General features: G+C 70.9%; 18 protein-coding genes. 12 read left to right on the top strand and 6 right to left on the bottom strand.

Going from position 1 to position 16,263, the window contains the following annotated elements:
• Positions 1-17: 17 nt before the first annotated feature.
• Positions 18-542 carry a Uma2 family endonuclease gene (locus F4559_RS32355; RefSeq protein ID WP_312866018.1) on the top strand — a complete coding sequence of 175 codons (525 nt, stop codon included), beginning with the start codon at positions 18-20 and terminating at the stop codon, positions 540-542.
• A gap of 1 nt (position 543) precedes the next feature.
• Here the strand turns inward: F4559_RS32355 and F4559_RS32350 are convergent, their stop codons facing one another.
• Positions 544-1,461 (bottom strand): hypothetical protein, encoded by a 918-nt coding sequence (locus tag F4559_RS32350; RefSeq protein WP_184674870.1) that lies wholly within the window; start codon positions 1,459-1,461, stop codon positions 544-546.
• A gap of 114 nt (positions 1,462-1,575) precedes the next feature.
• Between F4559_RS32350 and F4559_RS32345 the strand changes: the two genes are divergently transcribed.
• The 5 genes from F4559_RS32345 (at position 1,576) to F4559_RS32325 (ending at position 4,797) form a co-directional block, all read left to right on the top strand.
• Positions 1,576-1,764: a hypothetical protein gene (locus F4559_RS32345; RefSeq protein ID WP_184674869.1), complete on the top strand. Its 189-nt coding sequence runs from the start codon at positions 1,576-1,578 to the stop codon at positions 1,762-1,764.
• A 19-nt stretch (positions 1,765-1,783) separates the two neighbouring features.
• Positions 1,784-2,083, top strand: a complete 300-nt coding sequence (locus tag F4559_RS32340; RefSeq protein WP_184674868.1) for a type II toxin-antitoxin system prevent-host-death family antitoxin — start codon at positions 1,784-1,786, stop codon at positions 2,081-2,083.
• A gap of 94 nt (positions 2,084-2,177) precedes the next feature.
• Complete coding sequence (locus F4559_RS32335; protein WP_184674867.1) at positions 2,178-2,525, top strand: hypothetical protein; 348 nt, start codon at positions 2,178-2,180, stop codon at positions 2,523-2,525.
• A gap of 160 nt (positions 2,526-2,685) precedes the next feature.
• A complete protein-coding gene (locus F4559_RS32330) occupies positions 2,686-3,741 on the top strand; it encodes a GTPase domain-containing protein (RefSeq protein ID WP_184674866.1) in 1,056 nt (351 codons plus the stop codon).
• 9 nt (positions 3,742-3,750) lie between these two features.
• Positions 3,751-4,797, top strand: a complete 1,047-nt coding sequence (locus F4559_RS32325; protein ID WP_184674865.1) for a hypothetical protein — start codon at positions 3,751-3,753, stop codon at positions 4,795-4,797.
• Here the strand turns inward: F4559_RS32325 and F4559_RS32320 are convergent.
• The gene (locus tag F4559_RS32320; RefSeq protein WP_184674864.1) at positions 4,779-5,372 is read right to left on the bottom strand and encodes a TMEM165/GDT1 family protein; all 594 of its coding nucleotides are present in this window, start codon (positions 5,370-5,372) and stop codon (positions 4,779-4,781) included. The genes F4559_RS32325 and F4559_RS32320 overlap by 19 nt on opposite strands.
• 347 nt (positions 5,373-5,719) lie before the next feature.
• Here F4559_RS32320 and F4559_RS32315 point away from each other — a divergent pair, with 347 nt between their 5' ends.
• Both F4559_RS32315 and cydB read left to right on the top strand, forming a co-directional pair.
• Positions 5,720-7,186, top strand: coding sequence for a cytochrome ubiquinol oxidase subunit I (locus tag F4559_RS32315; RefSeq protein WP_184674863.1), 1,467 nt, complete (start codon positions 5,720-5,722; stop codon positions 7,184-7,186).
• A gap of 9 nt (positions 7,187-7,195) precedes the next feature.
• On the top strand, positions 7,196-8,197 hold the full coding sequence (gene cydB, locus F4559_RS32310; protein WP_184674862.1) for a cytochrome d ubiquinol oxidase subunit II: 1,002 nt from the start codon (positions 7,196-7,198) through the stop codon (positions 8,195-8,197).
• Positions 8,198-8,247: 50 nt separating this feature from the next.
• On the opposite strand, the gene F4559_RS35710 is transcribed toward cydB, so the two are convergent.
• On the bottom strand, positions 8,248-8,847 hold the full coding sequence (locus F4559_RS35710; protein WP_312865923.1) for a histidine kinase dimerization/phospho-acceptor domain-containing protein: 600 nt from the start codon (positions 8,845-8,847) through the stop codon (positions 8,248-8,250).
• Positions 8,814-8,963, bottom strand: a complete 150-nt coding sequence (locus F4559_RS32300; protein WP_184674861.1) for a hypothetical protein — start codon at positions 8,961-8,963, stop codon at positions 8,814-8,816. Before F4559_RS32300 ends, F4559_RS35710 begins: the two co-directional genes overlap by 34 nt.
• Positions 8,964-9,131: 168 nt before the next feature.
• Between F4559_RS32300 and cydC the strand changes: the two genes are divergently transcribed.
• Positions 9,132-12,212: a thiol reductant ABC exporter subunit CydC gene (gene cydC, locus F4559_RS32295; protein WP_312865922.1), complete on the top strand. Its 3,081-nt coding sequence runs from the start codon at positions 9,132-9,134 to the stop codon at positions 12,210-12,212.
• The gene (locus F4559_RS32290) at positions 12,209-13,324 is read left to right on the top strand and encodes a GAF domain-containing sensor histidine kinase (RefSeq protein ID WP_221447443.1); all 1,116 of its coding nucleotides are present in this window, start codon (positions 12,209-12,211) and stop codon (positions 13,322-13,324) included. The genes cydC and F4559_RS32290 overlap by 4 nt, the downstream gene beginning before the upstream one ends.
• 79 nt (positions 13,325-13,403) lie before the next feature.
• Here F4559_RS32290 and pheA read toward each other — a convergent pair whose 3' ends face one another.
• Complete coding sequence (gene pheA, locus F4559_RS32285; RefSeq protein WP_184674858.1) at positions 13,404-14,300, bottom strand: prephenate dehydratase; 897 nt, start codon at positions 14,298-14,300, stop codon at positions 13,404-13,406.
• A gap of 102 nt (positions 14,301-14,402) precedes the next feature.
• Between pheA and F4559_RS32280 the strand changes: the two genes are divergently transcribed.
• On the top strand, positions 14,403-15,014 hold the full coding sequence (locus F4559_RS32280) for a macro domain-containing protein (protein WP_184674857.1): 612 nt from the start codon (positions 14,403-14,405) through the stop codon (positions 15,012-15,014).
• A gap of 81 nt (positions 15,015-15,095) precedes the next feature.
• Here F4559_RS32280 and F4559_RS32275 read toward each other — a convergent pair whose 3' ends face one another.
• Positions 15,096-15,578, bottom strand: a complete 483-nt coding sequence (locus F4559_RS32275) for a GNAT family N-acetyltransferase (RefSeq protein WP_184674856.1) — start codon at positions 15,576-15,578, stop codon at positions 15,096-15,098.
• 60 nt (positions 15,579-15,638) lie between these two features.
• Between F4559_RS32275 and F4559_RS32270 the strand changes: the two genes are divergently transcribed.
• Positions 15,639-16,262 carry a response regulator gene (locus tag F4559_RS32270; protein WP_184674855.1) on the top strand — a complete coding sequence of 208 codons (624 nt, stop codon included), beginning with the start codon at positions 15,639-15,641 and terminating at the stop codon, positions 16,260-16,262.
• Position 16,263 lies beyond the last annotated feature (1 nt).

The raw sequence follows: 16,263 nt of genomic DNA, 5'->3' as shown, positions 1-16,263 counted from the left end.
AGCCGCGCTTGTTCACCGTGGAAGAATATGTCGGACTCGGCGAGTTCGAGTTCGGCTATTCCGAGCTGCAAGAGGGTCGACTGCACATTTCTCCGAGTCCGTCCAAGCGGCACATGATCGGGTCCGGTGAGCTGTTCGTGCAGCTCAGGAGTCAGGTTCCGGCGGACCTGATCGCGATCCAGGACCTCGACGTGGACCTCGGCCTCGCGTCCGAGGCCGAGCCGGGATTTTCCCGGCGGCCCGATCTGGTGGTCGCCCGGCGATCCGCGCTGAAGCGTGAAGGAATGTTGCGCGCGAGCGACGTCGTGGTGATCGTGGAAATCGTGTCGCCGGGTTCGAAGCGGACCGATCGTGTCGTCAAGAGGAGTGAATATTCCGACGTCGGTATTCCGCATTACTGGATCGTGGACCTGGACGAACCCGTTTCTCTGATCGCCTGCCGACTCGTCGACGGCGGGTACGTCGACGACGGGGAGGTGGTCGACGAGTTCCGCGCCGACGCACCGTTCCCCGTCCGGGTGGACCTCAACGCCCTGGGCTAGCTCATTTCGTGGTCGGCACGACGACCGCGACCCGCTTCGGCAGCCGCACCCGGTCCACGCGGCAGTCCGCGCGCTCCACACTGGACACCACCGGCTCGACCAGGGTGCCGCCCACGGCCACCCCCGCGACCACGACGCCCGCGCAGCCGTCCGGCACGCCCGCCTCGGCCAACGCCGCCCGGTCGCCCGCGAACTCGACCCGCACCGGGGTCGGCGCCGTCACCGGCACGCCGACCGGCGGCGAGGTCGCCCAGATGAACGCCGCGATCGAGAGCACCGCGGTGGCGCCGAGCCAGGGCAGCGCCCGCACCAGCACGCGGTAGCGGCGGTGCGTGTCCGCGACGTCGATCGTCTCCACGATCCGGGCCGCCAACGCGTCGGCCAGCGCCCTTCGCCGGTTGAGCCGGTCCTCGTCGCCCTGGTGGTCGGCGCGGTAGGTGGTCTCCTCGCCGTCGAGCAGGGACCCGGCGACGGTCGTGCGGCCGTGCTCGCTCAGTTCGACGGACGCCACGAACAGCGCCCGCTGGTGCCGGTAGAGCCCGGCCAGCTTCAGGTCGCGCGTGGGGGAGAGCAGCGCTTGGCGGCTCTCCAGTTCCAGGCGGGCCCAGTGCGTGCGCCACGTCTCGGGCGCGGTCAGCTCCAGTCCCGCCAGGCGGTTGAGCGTCCAGCCCGGCGAGACCAGCACGCGGGCCGCGAGCCAGAGCACGGCGCCCGCGCCGAGCAGGCCGGCCGTCGCCGCGATCACCGAGCCGCCGCCGCGCGCGGCCGTGAACTCCTCGAGTCGCCCGACCGCCGAGAGCTGCACGCCGGCCAGCATCGCGGCCAGCAGGGCGGCTGCCGCGCCGACCGTCCAGCGGGCCGCGGCGCGGACCGCCTCGACCTCGCTCGTGGCGTCGACCATGGCTTCCCCCCTTGACACTTCCCGACGTTGTAGTACAAAGGTAGTACAACTCTCGGCCGGGGGGTGGGGAACATGACCTTCGCGAAACGAGGAGCACGACCAGTCGAACGACAACGGACGGAGTCGTTCAAGGTGCCTGCGGCATCGCACGTCCTCAAGGCGCACCGCGTGGCGATGGCCGCGCACTCGTTCGCCGCCGGTCGCCGCTCCGGTGGTGAAGGCGGCACCAGGCACGACGTCGTCATACCCGAGCGGCGGACCCGGACAGAACCGGACGGGTCCGGTGCGCGCGCGCGTGGGCCGGTGGCCTCGGCGTGCTGAACCAGAAGCGGGGAGTCCCATGGAGACCGAACTCGGCCTGGACCTGGCCAAGGTCAAGACCTACACGATGCGCGAGCTCAACCAGAACACCGCACGGGTGCTGGAGGAGGTCAACGACTCGTGCCGGCCCGCCGCGGTGACGAAGCACGGCCGGTTCATCGCGCTCATCACGCCGTTGCGCGATCTCGAGATCGAGCAGCTCGTGCTGTCGCGAGGGGCCCTGGGCGACGAGTTGGACCGGCGCGCGGGCGATTCGACGAGCGACGACCTGTCACCCGTCGAGGTGGCACGGCGGTTCTCGGATCGGCGACCCGGTTGAAATCATGTGGACCTTCGGTCGATTCCTCCACCGAACGGGTGGCTTGTCGAGGGGGACGGGCAACCCCACCGGGAGGAAAGACAGAATGGTTCACGTGTACGAAGTCCAGTGGTCTCGTTCGGCCGCCGAGGACCTGTTCGTGAAGGTCACGTCGGCCGCCGTGGCCGAAGAATTGTGCGAGGTGAGCAGGACGCTGCTGGACGAGCCGCCGTCGAAGGACGGCGGACCGATCCCGGTGGGGTTCTGGCGGCGCGGTGCGACCCGTTCCGCCAGGCCCGACACCGGCACCGCGGGCGAGCGCGCCTGGGACTACGTGCTCGTCTACCGCCCGGTCCGCGCGGTGCGCCGGACCTACCGCGTGATCGCGGTCCTGACCAACGCCGAACTGGCGGCGGGCCTGGCGGAGCTGGAACCGCTCGACACCGTCCCCCTGTTGGACTGACGACGGATCGGCCGCGGGCCGGTGTTCGCGGCCGTTCGCCGTAAAACGAATATTTCCGCTGGTAATGGACCTGTAACGGGTCGGCGGAACCACGCGAATACCCGGCGACAAATCCCCACGAGCCCTGTGGACGTCGCCGATGTCTCTTCTCCACGCCACCGTGAATATTCTTGCTGAGGCCGACTCGGGTGCTGCCGAAGTGGTCGCCGCCGTACTCGGCGCCACCATCACCGGACTGATCACCTGGGCCGTCACCCGCAAGACCGCGACGGCCCAACTGCACCGCGAGAACGAATCCCTCGCCGACAGCCTGCGCAAGAAGCGGGCGGCCCTGACCGAGAAGACGAAAGCCTTGGGCGCCGCAACCAAGGAGGCGGACGACCTGCGGGCCGTGGCGAAGAAGTACGCCGCCGTCCGCAAGGCCCTCTCGGCGAGTTCCGTGGTCCGCGACTACCACCAACCCGTGCTCGTGCTGGGTCCGCGCCACGTCGGCAAGACGTCCCTGGTCACCCAGTGGCACGCGCCGTGGGACCACACGGCGTTCGGCTCGACCCAGAAGCACCGCTTCTGCACGATTCCCGTCTACGACTTCTCCCGGCCCGACGCGTTGCCGCACTTCGCCGACTCCGAGGTCATGACCACCGAGCACCTGCACCTCAAGCTGCGGGTGCACGACTTCCCCGGCGAACTCGACGCCCAGAAGTCCGCGGTCGTGACCGCGCGCACCGAGACCGACCAGTTGCGGCGGGAGACGAAGAAGGACCTCGGCATCGTGCTGATCTGCATGTTCGACGCGGGCGAGGCTGTGTCCGGCGCCAACTCGCAGACGACGAGCTACTACAACGGCGAGCTGTTCGCGAACCTCAAGACCATGATGGGCTCGGGTCAGATCCGGATCGAGCGGCTCATCATCGTGTTCAACAAGTACGACATCCTCGCCGCGAAACTGCCCGGCCGGACCACCCGCGAACTGCTCAAGCTGTGCATCGACCGGTTCGCGCCGATCTTGGAGCCGCTGTCCGGCGCCTGCAACCAGGAGCGGATCTGCGAGACGTTCACCAACCTCGACCGCGACAAGCCGTTGGACAACCAGGGCGGCTCGATCGTGCTCGGCGAGGCCGCGCGCGGGCTGGTCGAGAAGATGGCCGGTCGCGACGAGGCGGAACGGGTCATCGGCGAGGACCTGACCACCACCTTCATCTCCCCGCACCTCTGAGGCGACGCCATGCGCCACATCGTCCGCGTCAACACCGTCGGCGAGGGTTACGGACTGCACGTCGTGGACGCCGGCGTGGTCCGCCGGTTACCCCTCGACGTGCCCTCGCCCGACCTGCCACCCGGATTCCGCACGCTCGCGAGCCGGGCCGACGACTTCCTCGGCGACGTGCCCGGCCGTGCGTTCTTCGGCGCCACCGGCACGCCCGCCGCCACGACCGTCCTGCTGGGACTGCGCCTGGACCTGCCCGACGAGTTCGGCCGGCGCGGTCTGACCCTGCTGCACGCCCTGGTCGGCGACCACACCGACCTGCTCGACCACGTCCGGGCCGTCGGCCGGCTGGTGTCGCCGGGCCACGTCGAGCCGCTCGCCGAGGCGGTCGCCCGCACCGCGACCGAGGAGGGCGACCTGGCCCGGATCGTCGCCGTGGTCGAGGGGGCGACGGCCGGCGTGCGGGAACGCGCGCGTTCGGGACCGCCGCCGCGTCCGCTCGCCGAGATCGTCCACGACACCAGCGGCGCGGCCGTCGCGTGGCTGGGCATGGTCACCGCCAACCGGCGCGCGGACGCGGAGTGGACGGTCCACGACCGGCGCCGGGCCGACGGCACGGTGGCCACGGTGTCCGACGTGGCCGGCGCGCGGCTGACCCTGTCGGACTACCTCGACCTCGCGGTCCACGCGTTCGACGGCGACCGTCCCCGTGCGGCGACCCCGGTGCCGCGACCGGCATCGACCGCACCGGAACCGCGACCGCGGTCGACCGCCCGGCCACCCGACCACCGGGTGGGCGTCGTCGACCCGCGCCGCACCCGCGGCCGGCGACTCGCGGTGCTCACGACCCGGCACCGGTACGCGATCACGCCGCGCCGAGTCGTCACGGTGACCGTCTACACGGACTGGTACGAGCTGTGGGTGTTCTCGCCGTACGACGCGCTGTTCGGACGTCCCGTCGTGCCGCTGTACGTGGCCAACGACGGCGATCCGCGCTTCCGGGCGTGGCTGCGGGACAACCACGCCCGGTTCGGCAGCGTGCGGGGTCAGCCCACGATCGCCTGATAGGCCGCGATCAGGGCGAACGCGGCGAACACCACGCCCGCGCCCCGCTGCACCCAGTGGGCGGGGATGCGGTCGCGGATCCGGCGGCCGACGGCGACGGCGAGCAGCGTCACGCACATCAGCGCCAGGAACGTGCCCAGCACGACGGCGGTGGGCTCGGCGTACTTCGCCGCCGCGCCGACGGCCGCCAGTTGGCTCGCGTCGCCCCACTCGGCGGCGAACAGCGCGCCGAACGACGCCAGCGCGGCCCGGCCGAACGGGACGGACTGGCGGGCCGCCGCGCCGCCCTCCTCCTCGTCGTGGTCGAAGCTCTCCTTGAACAGCAGGAACGCGCCGATGCCGAAGATCAGCGCGACGGCGCCGGCCACGAGGCGTTCGGGCAGCAGCGTCAGGGCGCTGCCCAGCGCCACGGCGATCACGGCCTGGAGGGTGAACGCCACGGCCGCGCCCGCGATCACCGGCGCGGAGCGGTAACGCGTGGTCAGGACCAGGGTGAGCGCGGTGGTCTTGTCCGGGAGTTCCAGTACGAACACGGCGACGAACGCCGAGACCAGAGCCAGGAACCAGGTCGTCATCGCTAGCTTTACCTCCGTCGGAAGAGACCCGGACGGAGGCAGCACGACCCCGACCGGGCGTCGTGCACTGCCCGGCCGGAGGTCTCGTTCGCCTGGAATGACCCAGGTGAGGGACCGGACCCACTCGCGGTGGGTCAGTATGTCGATCCGCTCGCCGGTCCGCCTCTCGGCGGAACTCGGGAACTACTCCCCTCTGGCACCGACGAGTCTACCTGGGACGGTGACGTGACCAGCCGTGACGGCGGCCACCGGGACTTTCGTCCCATCGGTTACGGGACCGTCGTACCTCGGGTGACAGGACCGTCGTACCTCCACATGGCGGCATGATCGGACCTAGCGTCATCGGCGTGGACGTTCTCGATCTGGCCCGGTGGCAGTTCGGCATCACCACCGTCTACCACTTCCTGATGGTGCCGTTGACGATCGGCTTGTCGCTGCTCGTCGCGGGCATGCAGACCGCGTGGGTGCGCACGGGCGACCGGAAGTACCTGGCCATGACGAAGTTCTGGGGCAAGCTGCTCCTGATCAACTTCGCCATGGGCGTGGTGACCGGCATCGTGCAGGAGTTCCAGTTCGGCATGGCCTGGAGCGCCTACTCGCGGTTCGTCGGCGACGTGTTCGGTGCTCCGCTGGCCATGGAGGGGCTCGTCGCGTTCTTCGTCGAGTCCACGTTCCTCGGCTTGTGGATCTTCGGCTGGGACCGGTTGCCCAAGCGGGTGCACCTGGCGTGCGCGTGGGCGTTCTCGCTGGCCACGATCGCGTCGGCGTACTTCATCCTGGCCGCGAACTCGTGGATGCAGCACCCGGTCGGGATCGTGCTGGAGGACGGCCGTCCCCGGCTCACCTCGATCTGGGCCGTGCTGACCAACAACACGACGTTGGCCGCGTTCCCGCACACGATCTTCGGCGCGTTCGCCGTGGCCGCCGCGTTCCTGGTCGGCATCGGCGCGTGGCACCTGTGGCGGCGGCGGGCGGACGAGCCCGTGTGGCGGTCGTCGATCAAGCTCGGCACGTGGGTGGGCGTGGTCGCGTTCGCCGGGTTGTCGATCACCGGTGACATCCAGGGCAAGCTGATGTTCGAGCAGCAGCCGATGAAGATGGCGGCGGCCGAGGCGTTGTGCCACACCGAGTCGCCCGCGAGTTTCTCGATCTTCGCGGTGGGCGACGTGTCGCGGCCGGACTGCGAGAACGTCAAGAGCATCACCGTGCCCGCGCTGCTGTCGTTCCTGGCGCACAACGACTTCACGACCGAGGTCAAGGGCGTCGAGGAACTCGTCCCGCTCTACCAGGAGAAGTACGGCACGAACTACCCGGTGGACGAGCGGCTGGGCGAGCTGAGCGGCAAGCCGATCGACTACGTGCCCGCGCTGCCCGTGACCTACTGGGGCTTCCGGCTCATGATCGGGTTCGGGGCGATCGGCGCCGGTGTGGGGCTGTTGGTCCTCTGGCTGACGCGTGGCGGCCGGAATCCGCGCGGCCGGTGGTTCCCGATCCTGGCGTTGAGCAGCATCGCGACCCCGTTCCTGGCCAACAGCTTCGGCTGGATCTTCACGGAGATGGGCCGCCAGCCGTTCGTGGTCGTGCCCAACCCGTCGGGTGTCGACGGGGTGTGGATGTTCACCGCGCGGGCCGTCTCGAACTCGACGCCCGGTGAGGTGCTCACGTCGTTGGTCGCGTTGACGCTGGTCTACGGGTTGCTCGCGGTCGTGGAGGTGTTCCTGCTGCGCCGCTACATCCGGGCCGGGGTCGCGGGCGTGCTGCCACCGGACAAACCCGACAAACCGGCCGACGACGTCCTGTCGTTCGCGTACTGAGGGGGAACCGTGGAGACGCTCTGGTTCTGCGTGATCGCCCTGCTGTGGCTGGGCTACCTGTTCCTCGAGGGCTTCGACTTCGGCGTGGGCATGCTGCTGCCCGTGCTTGGCCGCGACGAGACCGAACGCCGCGTGCTGGTCAACACCATCGGCCCGGTGTGGGACGGCAACGAGGTGTGGCTCCTGGTCGCGGGTGGTGCCACGTTCGCCGCGTTCCCCGGCTGGTACGCCTCGTTGTTCAGCGCCGCCTACCTGCCGCTGACGCTGTTCCTGCTCGCCCTGATCGGCCGCGGGGTCGCGTTCGAGTACCGGGGCAAGGTCGACTCGGCGCGCTGGCGGAAGCTGTGGGACACGCTGATCTTCGTCGGGTCGTGGGTCGCCACGCTCGGCGTCGGACTGGTGCTGTCGGCCAACGTGTTCGGCCTGCCGCTGGACGCGAACGGCGATCGCGTCGGCTCGCCGTTCGCCGCGATCCGGCCGGAGACGCTGCTGGGCGCGTTGGCGGTCGCCGGGTACGCGCTGGTGCACGGTGCGGTGTTCCTGTCGCTCAAGACCGAGGGCGACGTTCGGGCGCGTGCCCGTGCGCTGGCCTTGAAGATCGCGCCGGTCGCGCTGCTGCCGTTGCTGGTGCTGCTGCTCGTGGTGCAACTGCATTCGGGGTCGGCGTGGACGTGGGCCGCGTCGGTGGCCGTGGCGCTGGCCGCCGTCGGCGCTTACGTCCGGCTGTACTTCGGCCGCGAGGGGCAGGCGTTCGCGTTGATGGGCGTCGCGGTCGCGGCGACCGTGACGGCGTTGTTCGGCGCTTTGTACCCGAACGTGCTGCCGTCCACTGTGGACCCGACGTTCTCACTCACGGTCGCGGACACCGCGTCGAGCTCGTACACCCTGACCGTGATGACGTGGGTGGCCGCGTTCGGCACGCCCGCCGTGCTGATCTATCAGGGGTGGACGTACTGGGTGTTCCGCAAGCGCATCGGCACGCGGCACATCCCCGCCGTGCACGTGCCTTAAAGCGGCAGTTCGAGCGGCGCCCCCACGGCTTCGCTGTGGGGGCGCCGGAGCTATTGCGCGGCCAGTTTTCGTACCGCGGGCGTCGCGCCCTGCCGGAACAGCTCGGCGTAGCCCCGGATCGACGTCAATGGCGTGCGTAGCTCGTGCGACGCGTCCGCCACGAACCGGCGCATCCGCACCTCCGAGCCCCGCGCCTGGCGTTCGGACGTGGCACGGGCCTCGAACGCGGACTCGATCTGGCCCAGCATGGTGTTCAACGCCGTGGCCAGGTTCCCGACCTCGCTGCCCGGCACGCGCACGGGCACGCGTTGCGACAGGTCGCCCGCCGCGATCGCCTCGACCTCCTCCAACGGTCGCGTGCTGCGCCGCACCAGCACGTACCCGGTGACCGCCATCAACACCAGGGCGCACGCGCTGATCAGCAGGAACGTCCGCCGCAGGTCGCCGACCGCGTCGTCGACGTCCGCCTGGCCCACGCCGACGACCAGCTCGCCGTCGCCGATCTTCCGGGACGCCACCCGCCACCGCGGACCGCTGCCCGCCGACGCGACCGTGACCGGCTCGCGCGGCACGAGCTGCCCGAACGCGGGCACCGCCGGCCGCACGTCGCCCGTGATCAGGTCGACCGACCGGCCCGCGTCCCGCAACACCGCGTAGTCCGCCGGGAACCCCTGCCCGCCGCCTCGGCGGACAGGACGAAGTAGCCGGCCGTGCCGACGCCCAGGAGCGCCACCACCAGCAGGCTGTTGACGAGCCGCGTTCGCACGGTCCGGAGTCTGTCCGCGCAGCCTGTGACCAACCTGCGTGTTCCTTGGCAGTTTCCTGAAGGGCGGTTTCCGGGAGAGCGGTCGCTTCGAGGCGGGACCTAGGTCCCGTGCCGGAGGGGACGGTCGTACCTCTTGCGGAAAGTCGGAGTGCTCCTACTGTTCGACCTGTGAACGTCCCCGGAGCCCCTTCCGCCAAGAAGCCGGGGCGTGGCCCGCTCGGCGCGCTGCCCACCCTCTCGCGGTCGGCGCGTCGGGCGCTGGTCCTGTGCGCGCTGCTCGCGGGACTGACCGCGTCCGCCCTGGTCGGCCAGGCGGTGACGCTCGCCGGGGTGCTGGTCGGGGGCGGGTCGTTCGGGTGGCTCGCGGTGTTCGTGCTCCTGCGCGCGGGGTTGGCGTGGGCCACGGAGACCGCGGCGGCCCGGGCGGCGGCCGGCGCGAAGGAGGAACTGCGGGCCGCGCTGCTGGACCGGGCGCTGGTGCTGGGCCCGGACTGGATCGTGGCACGGGGTGCCGCGCCGCTGTCGGTCGTGGCCACGCGGGGGCTGGACGCACTGGACGCGTACTTCACGCGCTACGTGCCGGCGCTGGTCACGGCGGGAGTGGTGCCGCCGCTGGTCGGGCTGTGGGTGTTGATCACCGACCCGACCTCGGCGGTGCTGGTCGCGGTGACCGTGCCGCTGATCCCGGTGTTCGCGATCCTGATCGGCCGGTTCACGGCCGGCCGGGTCGAGGCCTCGGCGTCGGCGCTGGAGCGGTTGTCCGGCCGGATGCTGGAACTGGTCCGGGCGTTGCCGCTGCTCAGCGCCTTCGGGCGGGTGGCGGGGCAGGCGGCGGTGGTGCGTCGACTGGGGGAGGCGCACCGCCGCGCGGCGATGGGGACGTTGCGCGTGGCGTTCCTGTCGGCGCTGGTCCTGGAGATCCTGGCGTCGCTGTCGGTGGCGCTGATCGCGGTGGGGATCGGACTGCGGCTGGTGTCGGGCGACCTGACGCTGGTCACGGGACTGGTCGTGCTGATCCTGGTGCCCGAGTGCTACCTGCCCCTGCGGGCTGCGGGCGCGGCGCACCACGCGAGCGAGGACGGGGTCGAGGCGGTCCGACGGGTGTCGGCCGTGCTGGAGACCCCGGCGACCGCCGCACCGGTGGAGACGGGGGTCCTGCCGGTCGAGGTGCGGTCGCTGCGGGTTCGGCGGCGAGGGCGGTTCGCCCCGGACGGGGTGAGCTTCACGGTGCGCCAGGGGGAGGTGCACCGGCTCTCGTCGCCGAGCGGTTCGGGCAAGTCCACGGTGTTCGCGGCGCTGCTGGGGTTCGTGCGGCCGGACTCCGGCCAGGTCCGGGTCCGGGGGCCGATCGCCTGGGTGCCCCAGCGGCCCGCGTTCGCCGGTGCGACCGTGGCCGACGAACTGGAGTTGACCACCGGGCGGGTGGATCACGGGGTGTTGGCGTCGGTCGTGGCCGGGCACCTGGTGGGGCGGTCGATTGGTTCGCTGTCCACCGGCGAGCGGCAGCGGGTGGCGTTGGCGCGGGCGTTGACGCTGGTCAAGGACGGTGCGGCGGTTCTGCTGCTGGACGAGCCGACCGCGCACCTCGATCCGGCGACGGCGTCGTCGGTGATGGCCGCGATCGAGGAGGCCGCCGCCGGGGGTGCCGCGGTCGTCCTCGCCACGCACCGGGTTGTCGATCATGTGGACGACGTCGTCGTGGCGCGGTCGGGCGAGGCCGTCGAGGCGGCTCCGGTCGTGCCGGTGCTGCCCCGGCCGACCCGTCGGGTCCTGGCGGGGGCGCTGGTGGGGACGGCAGCCTCGGCGTGCGGTGTGGCGTTGACGGCTGTGTCGGCGTACCTGATCGCGAAGGCCGCCACGCAGCCGCCGATCATGACGTTGACGGTGCTCGTGGTGGGTGTGCGGACGTTTGCCCTGGCCAAGGGGGTGTTGCGGTACGTCGAGCGGCTGGTGTCGCACGACGCCGCGTTCCGGCTGGCTGCCGATCTGCGGGTGCGTACCTGGGAGCGGTTGCGGCCCGGCCGTGCGGACCTGGCCACGGTGGTCGACGACGTGGACACCGTGCGGGATCTTGTGCCCCGGGTGCTCCAGCCGCCGTTGGTGGCGTTCGGGGTCGGGGTGGCGTCGGTCGGGTTGTTCCTGGCGATCGACCCGCTGGTGGGGGTGGCGCTGGCCGTGGCTTTGGCCGTGGGCGGTGTGCTCGCGCCGGCCGTGGCGGTGATCGCCGAGCGGCGGGCGAGCACGGTGTCGGCCCGTGGTCGGCGTGAGGTGGCGGAAGCGGTGTTGACGTTGCTCACCGCCGCGCCCGACCTGATCGCGTTCGGGGCGGCCGGGCGGGTGCGGGCCGGGGTGGCCGAGGCCGACACCCGACTGGCTGCGTTGGCTCGGCGGCAGGCGTGGGCGGCTGGGGCGGCGACCGGTGTCGTTCATCTGACCATGGGGTTTGCCGCGGTGGTGTGTGTGGCGCTTGGTCGGGCCGCGGGGGTGGATCCGCTGTTGATCCCGGTTCTGGGGTTGGTGCCGTTGGCGTTGGCCGAAGCGTGGGCCGCACTGCCGGGTGCTGCCGCGCATCGGCAGACGTTGCGGGAGGCCAACGGGCGGGTCGTCCGGAAGTCGGAGTGGCGGGTGCCGGTGGTGCGTGACGATCGCGGGGTGGTGCTCTCCGGGGTCACGGCCCGGTGGGAGGACGCGGCCGAGCCGGTGCTCTCCGGTGTCGAGTTGACGGTGCGGCCCGGTGAACGTGTCGCCGTGGTCGGTGGGTCCGGTGCGGGCAAGTCGAGTCTGTTCGGGGTGCTGTTGGGGTTTGTCGACGTGTCGCGGGGGACGGTGGAGGTGCCCGCGCGGGTCGCGTGGTGCCCGCAGGAAGCCGTGCTCGTGTCGACGACCGTGCGCGAGAACCTCCGGATCGGTGATCCCGACGCGTCGGACGACCGGCTTCGTGCGGCTCTCGACGCGGTCGGGTTGGGGCTCGACCTGGACACCGAGGTCGGCCCGACCCTGCTGTCCGGTGGCGAGGCCCAGCGGCTGGGGTTGGCCCGTGCGCTGGTCCACGACGCCGATCTCGTCCTGCTCGACGAGCCGACCGCGCACCTGGACGAGCCGTCCGCGCGGGCGTTGCTGGATCTGATCGACACGGCGTTGGCGGATCGCACGGTCCTGCATGTGACGCATCGGCCGGAGGAGGCCGTGCGGGCGGATCGTGTCGTGGAGATCGCCGAGGGGCGGGTCGTCGTCAGGGCCTACCGTTGAGCGCCGTGGACCCCGCACGCATTCTCGCCGCGTCTACCGAGATCACGTCGGCTGCCCTGGCCGGTGACGACCCGGATTCGGTGCTGCCGCTGGTCGTGCGGCACGCGGCCGAGGTGGCGGGTGCCGATCTGGGGTTGGCCATGATCACGGCTTCCGATGGGACCCTGGCCGTGGAGGCGTCTTCCGGTACGGCCGGGCCGATCGGGGTGGTGTTGTCATCCCGGTCTTCGGCGGCTCGGGCGGCACGTACCGGTGTTCCGGTCACGGCCGACGACTTCACCACCGATCCTCGGACTGCGCCCTTCGTCCCTCGGTCCTTGCGGGGGTACGGGCCGTTCGCGGTGGCGCCCTTCGGGACTCGGGAGCGGCGGATCGGTGCGCTGGCCGTTTATCGGAAGAAGGGGGAGCGGCCGTTCAGCAGCGACACCGTGGGGGTGTTGACGGCGTTTGCCGCGCAGGCCGGGTTGGCTGTGGTGTTGGCCGAGGGGTTTACCGCCCGGCATCGCATCGCTGTCTATGAGGAACGCGAGCGGATTGCCCGGGATCTTCACGATGTGATCATCCAGCGGCTTTATGCGACCGGGGTGCAGCTTGACCTGCTTGATCGCCGGTTGAAGCTGGAGGGGCGGGAGGCTCGGCGGTTGGCCGAGTGCGTCGATCAGTTGGACGCGACGATGGCCGAGGTCAGGGCTACCGTTCGGGCTCTGCGCAGTGCCGATCCGGCGGGGCGGGTGGATGCCGATCTGCGTGGTTCGATCCTGGCCGAGGCCCGGATAGCGGGGGAGCTGCTCGACCGGGAGCCCGACGTGCGGATCGACGGGGATCTGACGGGGGTGCCGGCCGGGTTGGCGGATCATGCCCGAGCCGCGTTGCGGGAGGCGTTGTCGAATGTGGTCCGGCATTCCGGGGCGTTGCAGGTCTCCATCGTGGTGGGGTGTGTCGGGGGGCGGTTGTCGGTGGAGGTCTCCGATGACGGGTGTGGGATTCCCGGCGGGGTGGCTCGGCGGGGGTTGAGGCATTTGGAGGAGCGGGCTCTGGCTGCCGGGGGGACTTGCGAGGTGCGCTCTTCCGCTCTCAGCGGCACCACGATTCTGTGGTCGGTGCCTGTGTGAACGCGCGAGTTATACGTTCAGACACCGCGAGTTGTGCGTTCAGACACCGCGAACTGTGCGTTCGGGCAGGCTTGGTGTGTCAGGCGCCGTTGCCGGTGCGGATCTTCGTCAGCCACTGGGCGGCTGCTTCGAAGCCCGAGTCGTCGGTCTTCCCGACCCCGGCCTCGGCCCTGGGGTACGAGCCCAGGAAGCGGGTTTCCGGGCAGTGGCGGTGCAGTGCCGCCAGGGCGTCGCCGACCGCCGGTTCGGCCACGTGGCCGTCCAGGTCGATGTAGAAGCGGTACTCGCCCAGTCGACCCTTGGTGGGGCGGGATTCGATCCGGGTCAGGTTGATCCGGCGTAGTGCCAGCTCCGCCAGTAGTTCCGACAGGGCCCCGATGCGGTCGGCGGCGGTCACGACCACCGACGTGCGGTCCGAGCCGGTGGGGGCGGGGAGCGTGCCGGGTCGTTCGACCAGCAGGAAGCGGGTTTTGGCGTCTTCCACGTCGTTGACGCCGGTGGCCAGCTCCTCCAACGGGTAGTGGTGGACGGCCACGGGGGCGCTCACCGCCGCGTCGAACTCGCCCGCCAGTACGGCGCGAGCGCCGGCCGCCGTGGACGAGCTGGGCACGACCTGGGCCTCCGGGAGGTTCTTGGCCAGCCACGAACGCACCTGTGCCAACGCGTGCGGATGGCTGGTCACGGTCTTCACCGAGCCCGTCGAGCCGGGACGGACGAGAATGCTGAAGCGGACCGGGAGCACGATCTCGCCGACGGCGACCAGCGGGTCGCCCGACGCGAGGGCGTCCATCGTCGCGGGCACGGCGCCCTCGACGGAGTTCTCCACCGGGACGCACGCCGCGTCCACGTCGCCACGACGGACCGCGTCGAGCGCGGCGGGCACGGTGTCGTAGGGCGTCAGGTCGTCGTCCGGCTTGGCAAGCCCGCGAGCGGCCTGCTCCGTGAAGGTTCCCTGCGGTCCGAGGTAGGCGAGCACGGGCCAACGATACGAGCAGCACGGCAAGTGATCACCGTTGAGGCGAGGATCACCTGTCCGGTGGGTGGTCGTCCCTGTTCCGAATAAGCCGGTTCTCCTGGAATGCTGGTGATCGTGGCCGTGGATACGGAGGGTGAGATCAACGCTCCGGTAGCAGTTCCCCGTCTGGTGCTATGCGCAGTCGATGAACCATTGGCGAACGCCTGGGGTGCCGTCGCCGACGGACGACCCGGCGTCGAAGTCCACCGTGGTTCCGTGCTCGACATCCCCGCCGAGGCCGTGGTGAGCCCGGCGAACTCCTCGGGCTGGATGCGGGGCGGCATCGACGCCGTCTACGCGAGGGCCTTTCCGCTGGTCGAGGCCAACGTGCGCAGTGCCGTGCTGGCGTTGCACGGCGGCGAACTGCCGGTCGGCGAGGCGGTCCTCGTGCCGACCGGCGAGATCGAGCCGCAGTGGTTGGTCAGCGCACCCACCATGCGCCGCCCGGCCGAGACGTTGCCCGACGACACCGTGCACCCGTACCTCGCGGCACGTGCCGTCCTGCGCCTCTGGCGGGACGGGCGGCTGGAGGACGGCCGCCCGATCCGTTCGGTAATCCGCACCCTCGTGATGCCCGGTCTGGGCACCGGCATCGGCGGCGTGGCGCCCGGTACGTGCGCACGCCAGGTCGCCGCCGCGTGGGACGAGGTGTTCTCCCCGCTGCCGCGCCGGTGAGTTGTGCACAGGGTTGTCCACAACTTTGTCCACAGGTGTGTGCACAACCCTGTGGACTACCGGCGACCGGGCTGTGGACTACTAGCGCGGCGCCACCCATCTCTCCAGGTCCAGCTCGTCCGTGATGGGGATGCCGTACTCGCCGACCGACGGGATCTCGGGTTTGAGCCGCCGTGACTCGCGCACGGCATCAGGACGCAGTGCGGCGAGGCGGAACCCCCGGCGTTGGTAGAACCGCAACGCGTCCAGGTTGTCGTTCGTGGTGGTCAGGCGGACGCGCGAGCAACCGATCTGGCGGGCCCGGTGCACGGCCGCGTCGACGAGTGCACTGCCCACGCCGCGGCCCCGGCGCAGTGCGTCGATGGTGACGATCTCCAACTGGCCGTCCGACGCGGTGTAGGTGAGCAGCCCGACGACCTGCTCCTGCTGTTCCACCAGGAAGCCGGGCAGGCTCGCCGGGAAGAACACCTGGCCGTGGGCGACGGCGGTGTGCGCCCCCCACAGCTCCAACACCAGTCGGCCGACGACGATCCGGTCGGCTTCCTCGATCGCGCGTACGAACATGCCTGCACTGTGTTGGCGGGCGCGTTCTGTCGGTACCGGCATTCGACCTATGGTTGGTTCGTGCCCGTGCGCGTGTTGCTGGTCGACGACCACGAGGTGGTCCGCAGAGGACTGCGCGAACTGCTCGACGACGAGGACGACATCACCGTCGTGGCCGAGGCGGGCGGGGTCGACGAGGCCGTGGTGCGCGCCGAGGCGACCCGGCCGGACGTGGCCGTGGTGGACGTGCGGCTGCCCGACGGGACCGGGATCGACCTGTGCGGACGGCTGCGGCCCACCGGGGTGCACTGCCTGGTGCTGACCGCGTTCGACGACGAGGACGCCCTGGTCGCGGCGATCATGGCCGGTGCCTCCGGGTACCTGCTCAAGCAGGTCCGGGGGCAGGACCTGGTGGTGGCGGTGCGGGAGGTGGCGGCCGGGCGGTCCCTGCTGGACCCCCGGACCACCGCGCGGGTGTTGGAGCGCATGCGTCGCGTGCCCGAGGTGGACGTCCTGGACGCGCTGACCGAGCAGGAGCGGCGGGTCCTGCACCTGATCGGGGAGGGGATGACCAACCGGCAGATCGCCGAGCGGTTGTTCCTGGCCGAGAAGACCGTGAAGAACCACGTGACGTCCGTGCTGTCCAAGCTCGGGATGGAACGCCGGACGCAGGCCGCCGCCTTCGTGGCCCGCCGGGATCGTTGAG

This window comes from Saccharothrix violaceirubra (assembly GCF_014203755.1).
GTDB lineage: Bacteria > Actinomycetota > Actinomycetes > Mycobacteriales > Pseudonocardiaceae > Actinosynnema > Actinosynnema violaceirubrum.
The sequence above is the reverse complement of the archived record's forward strand: the minus strand, read 5'-3'. Positions and strand labels throughout refer to the sequence as shown.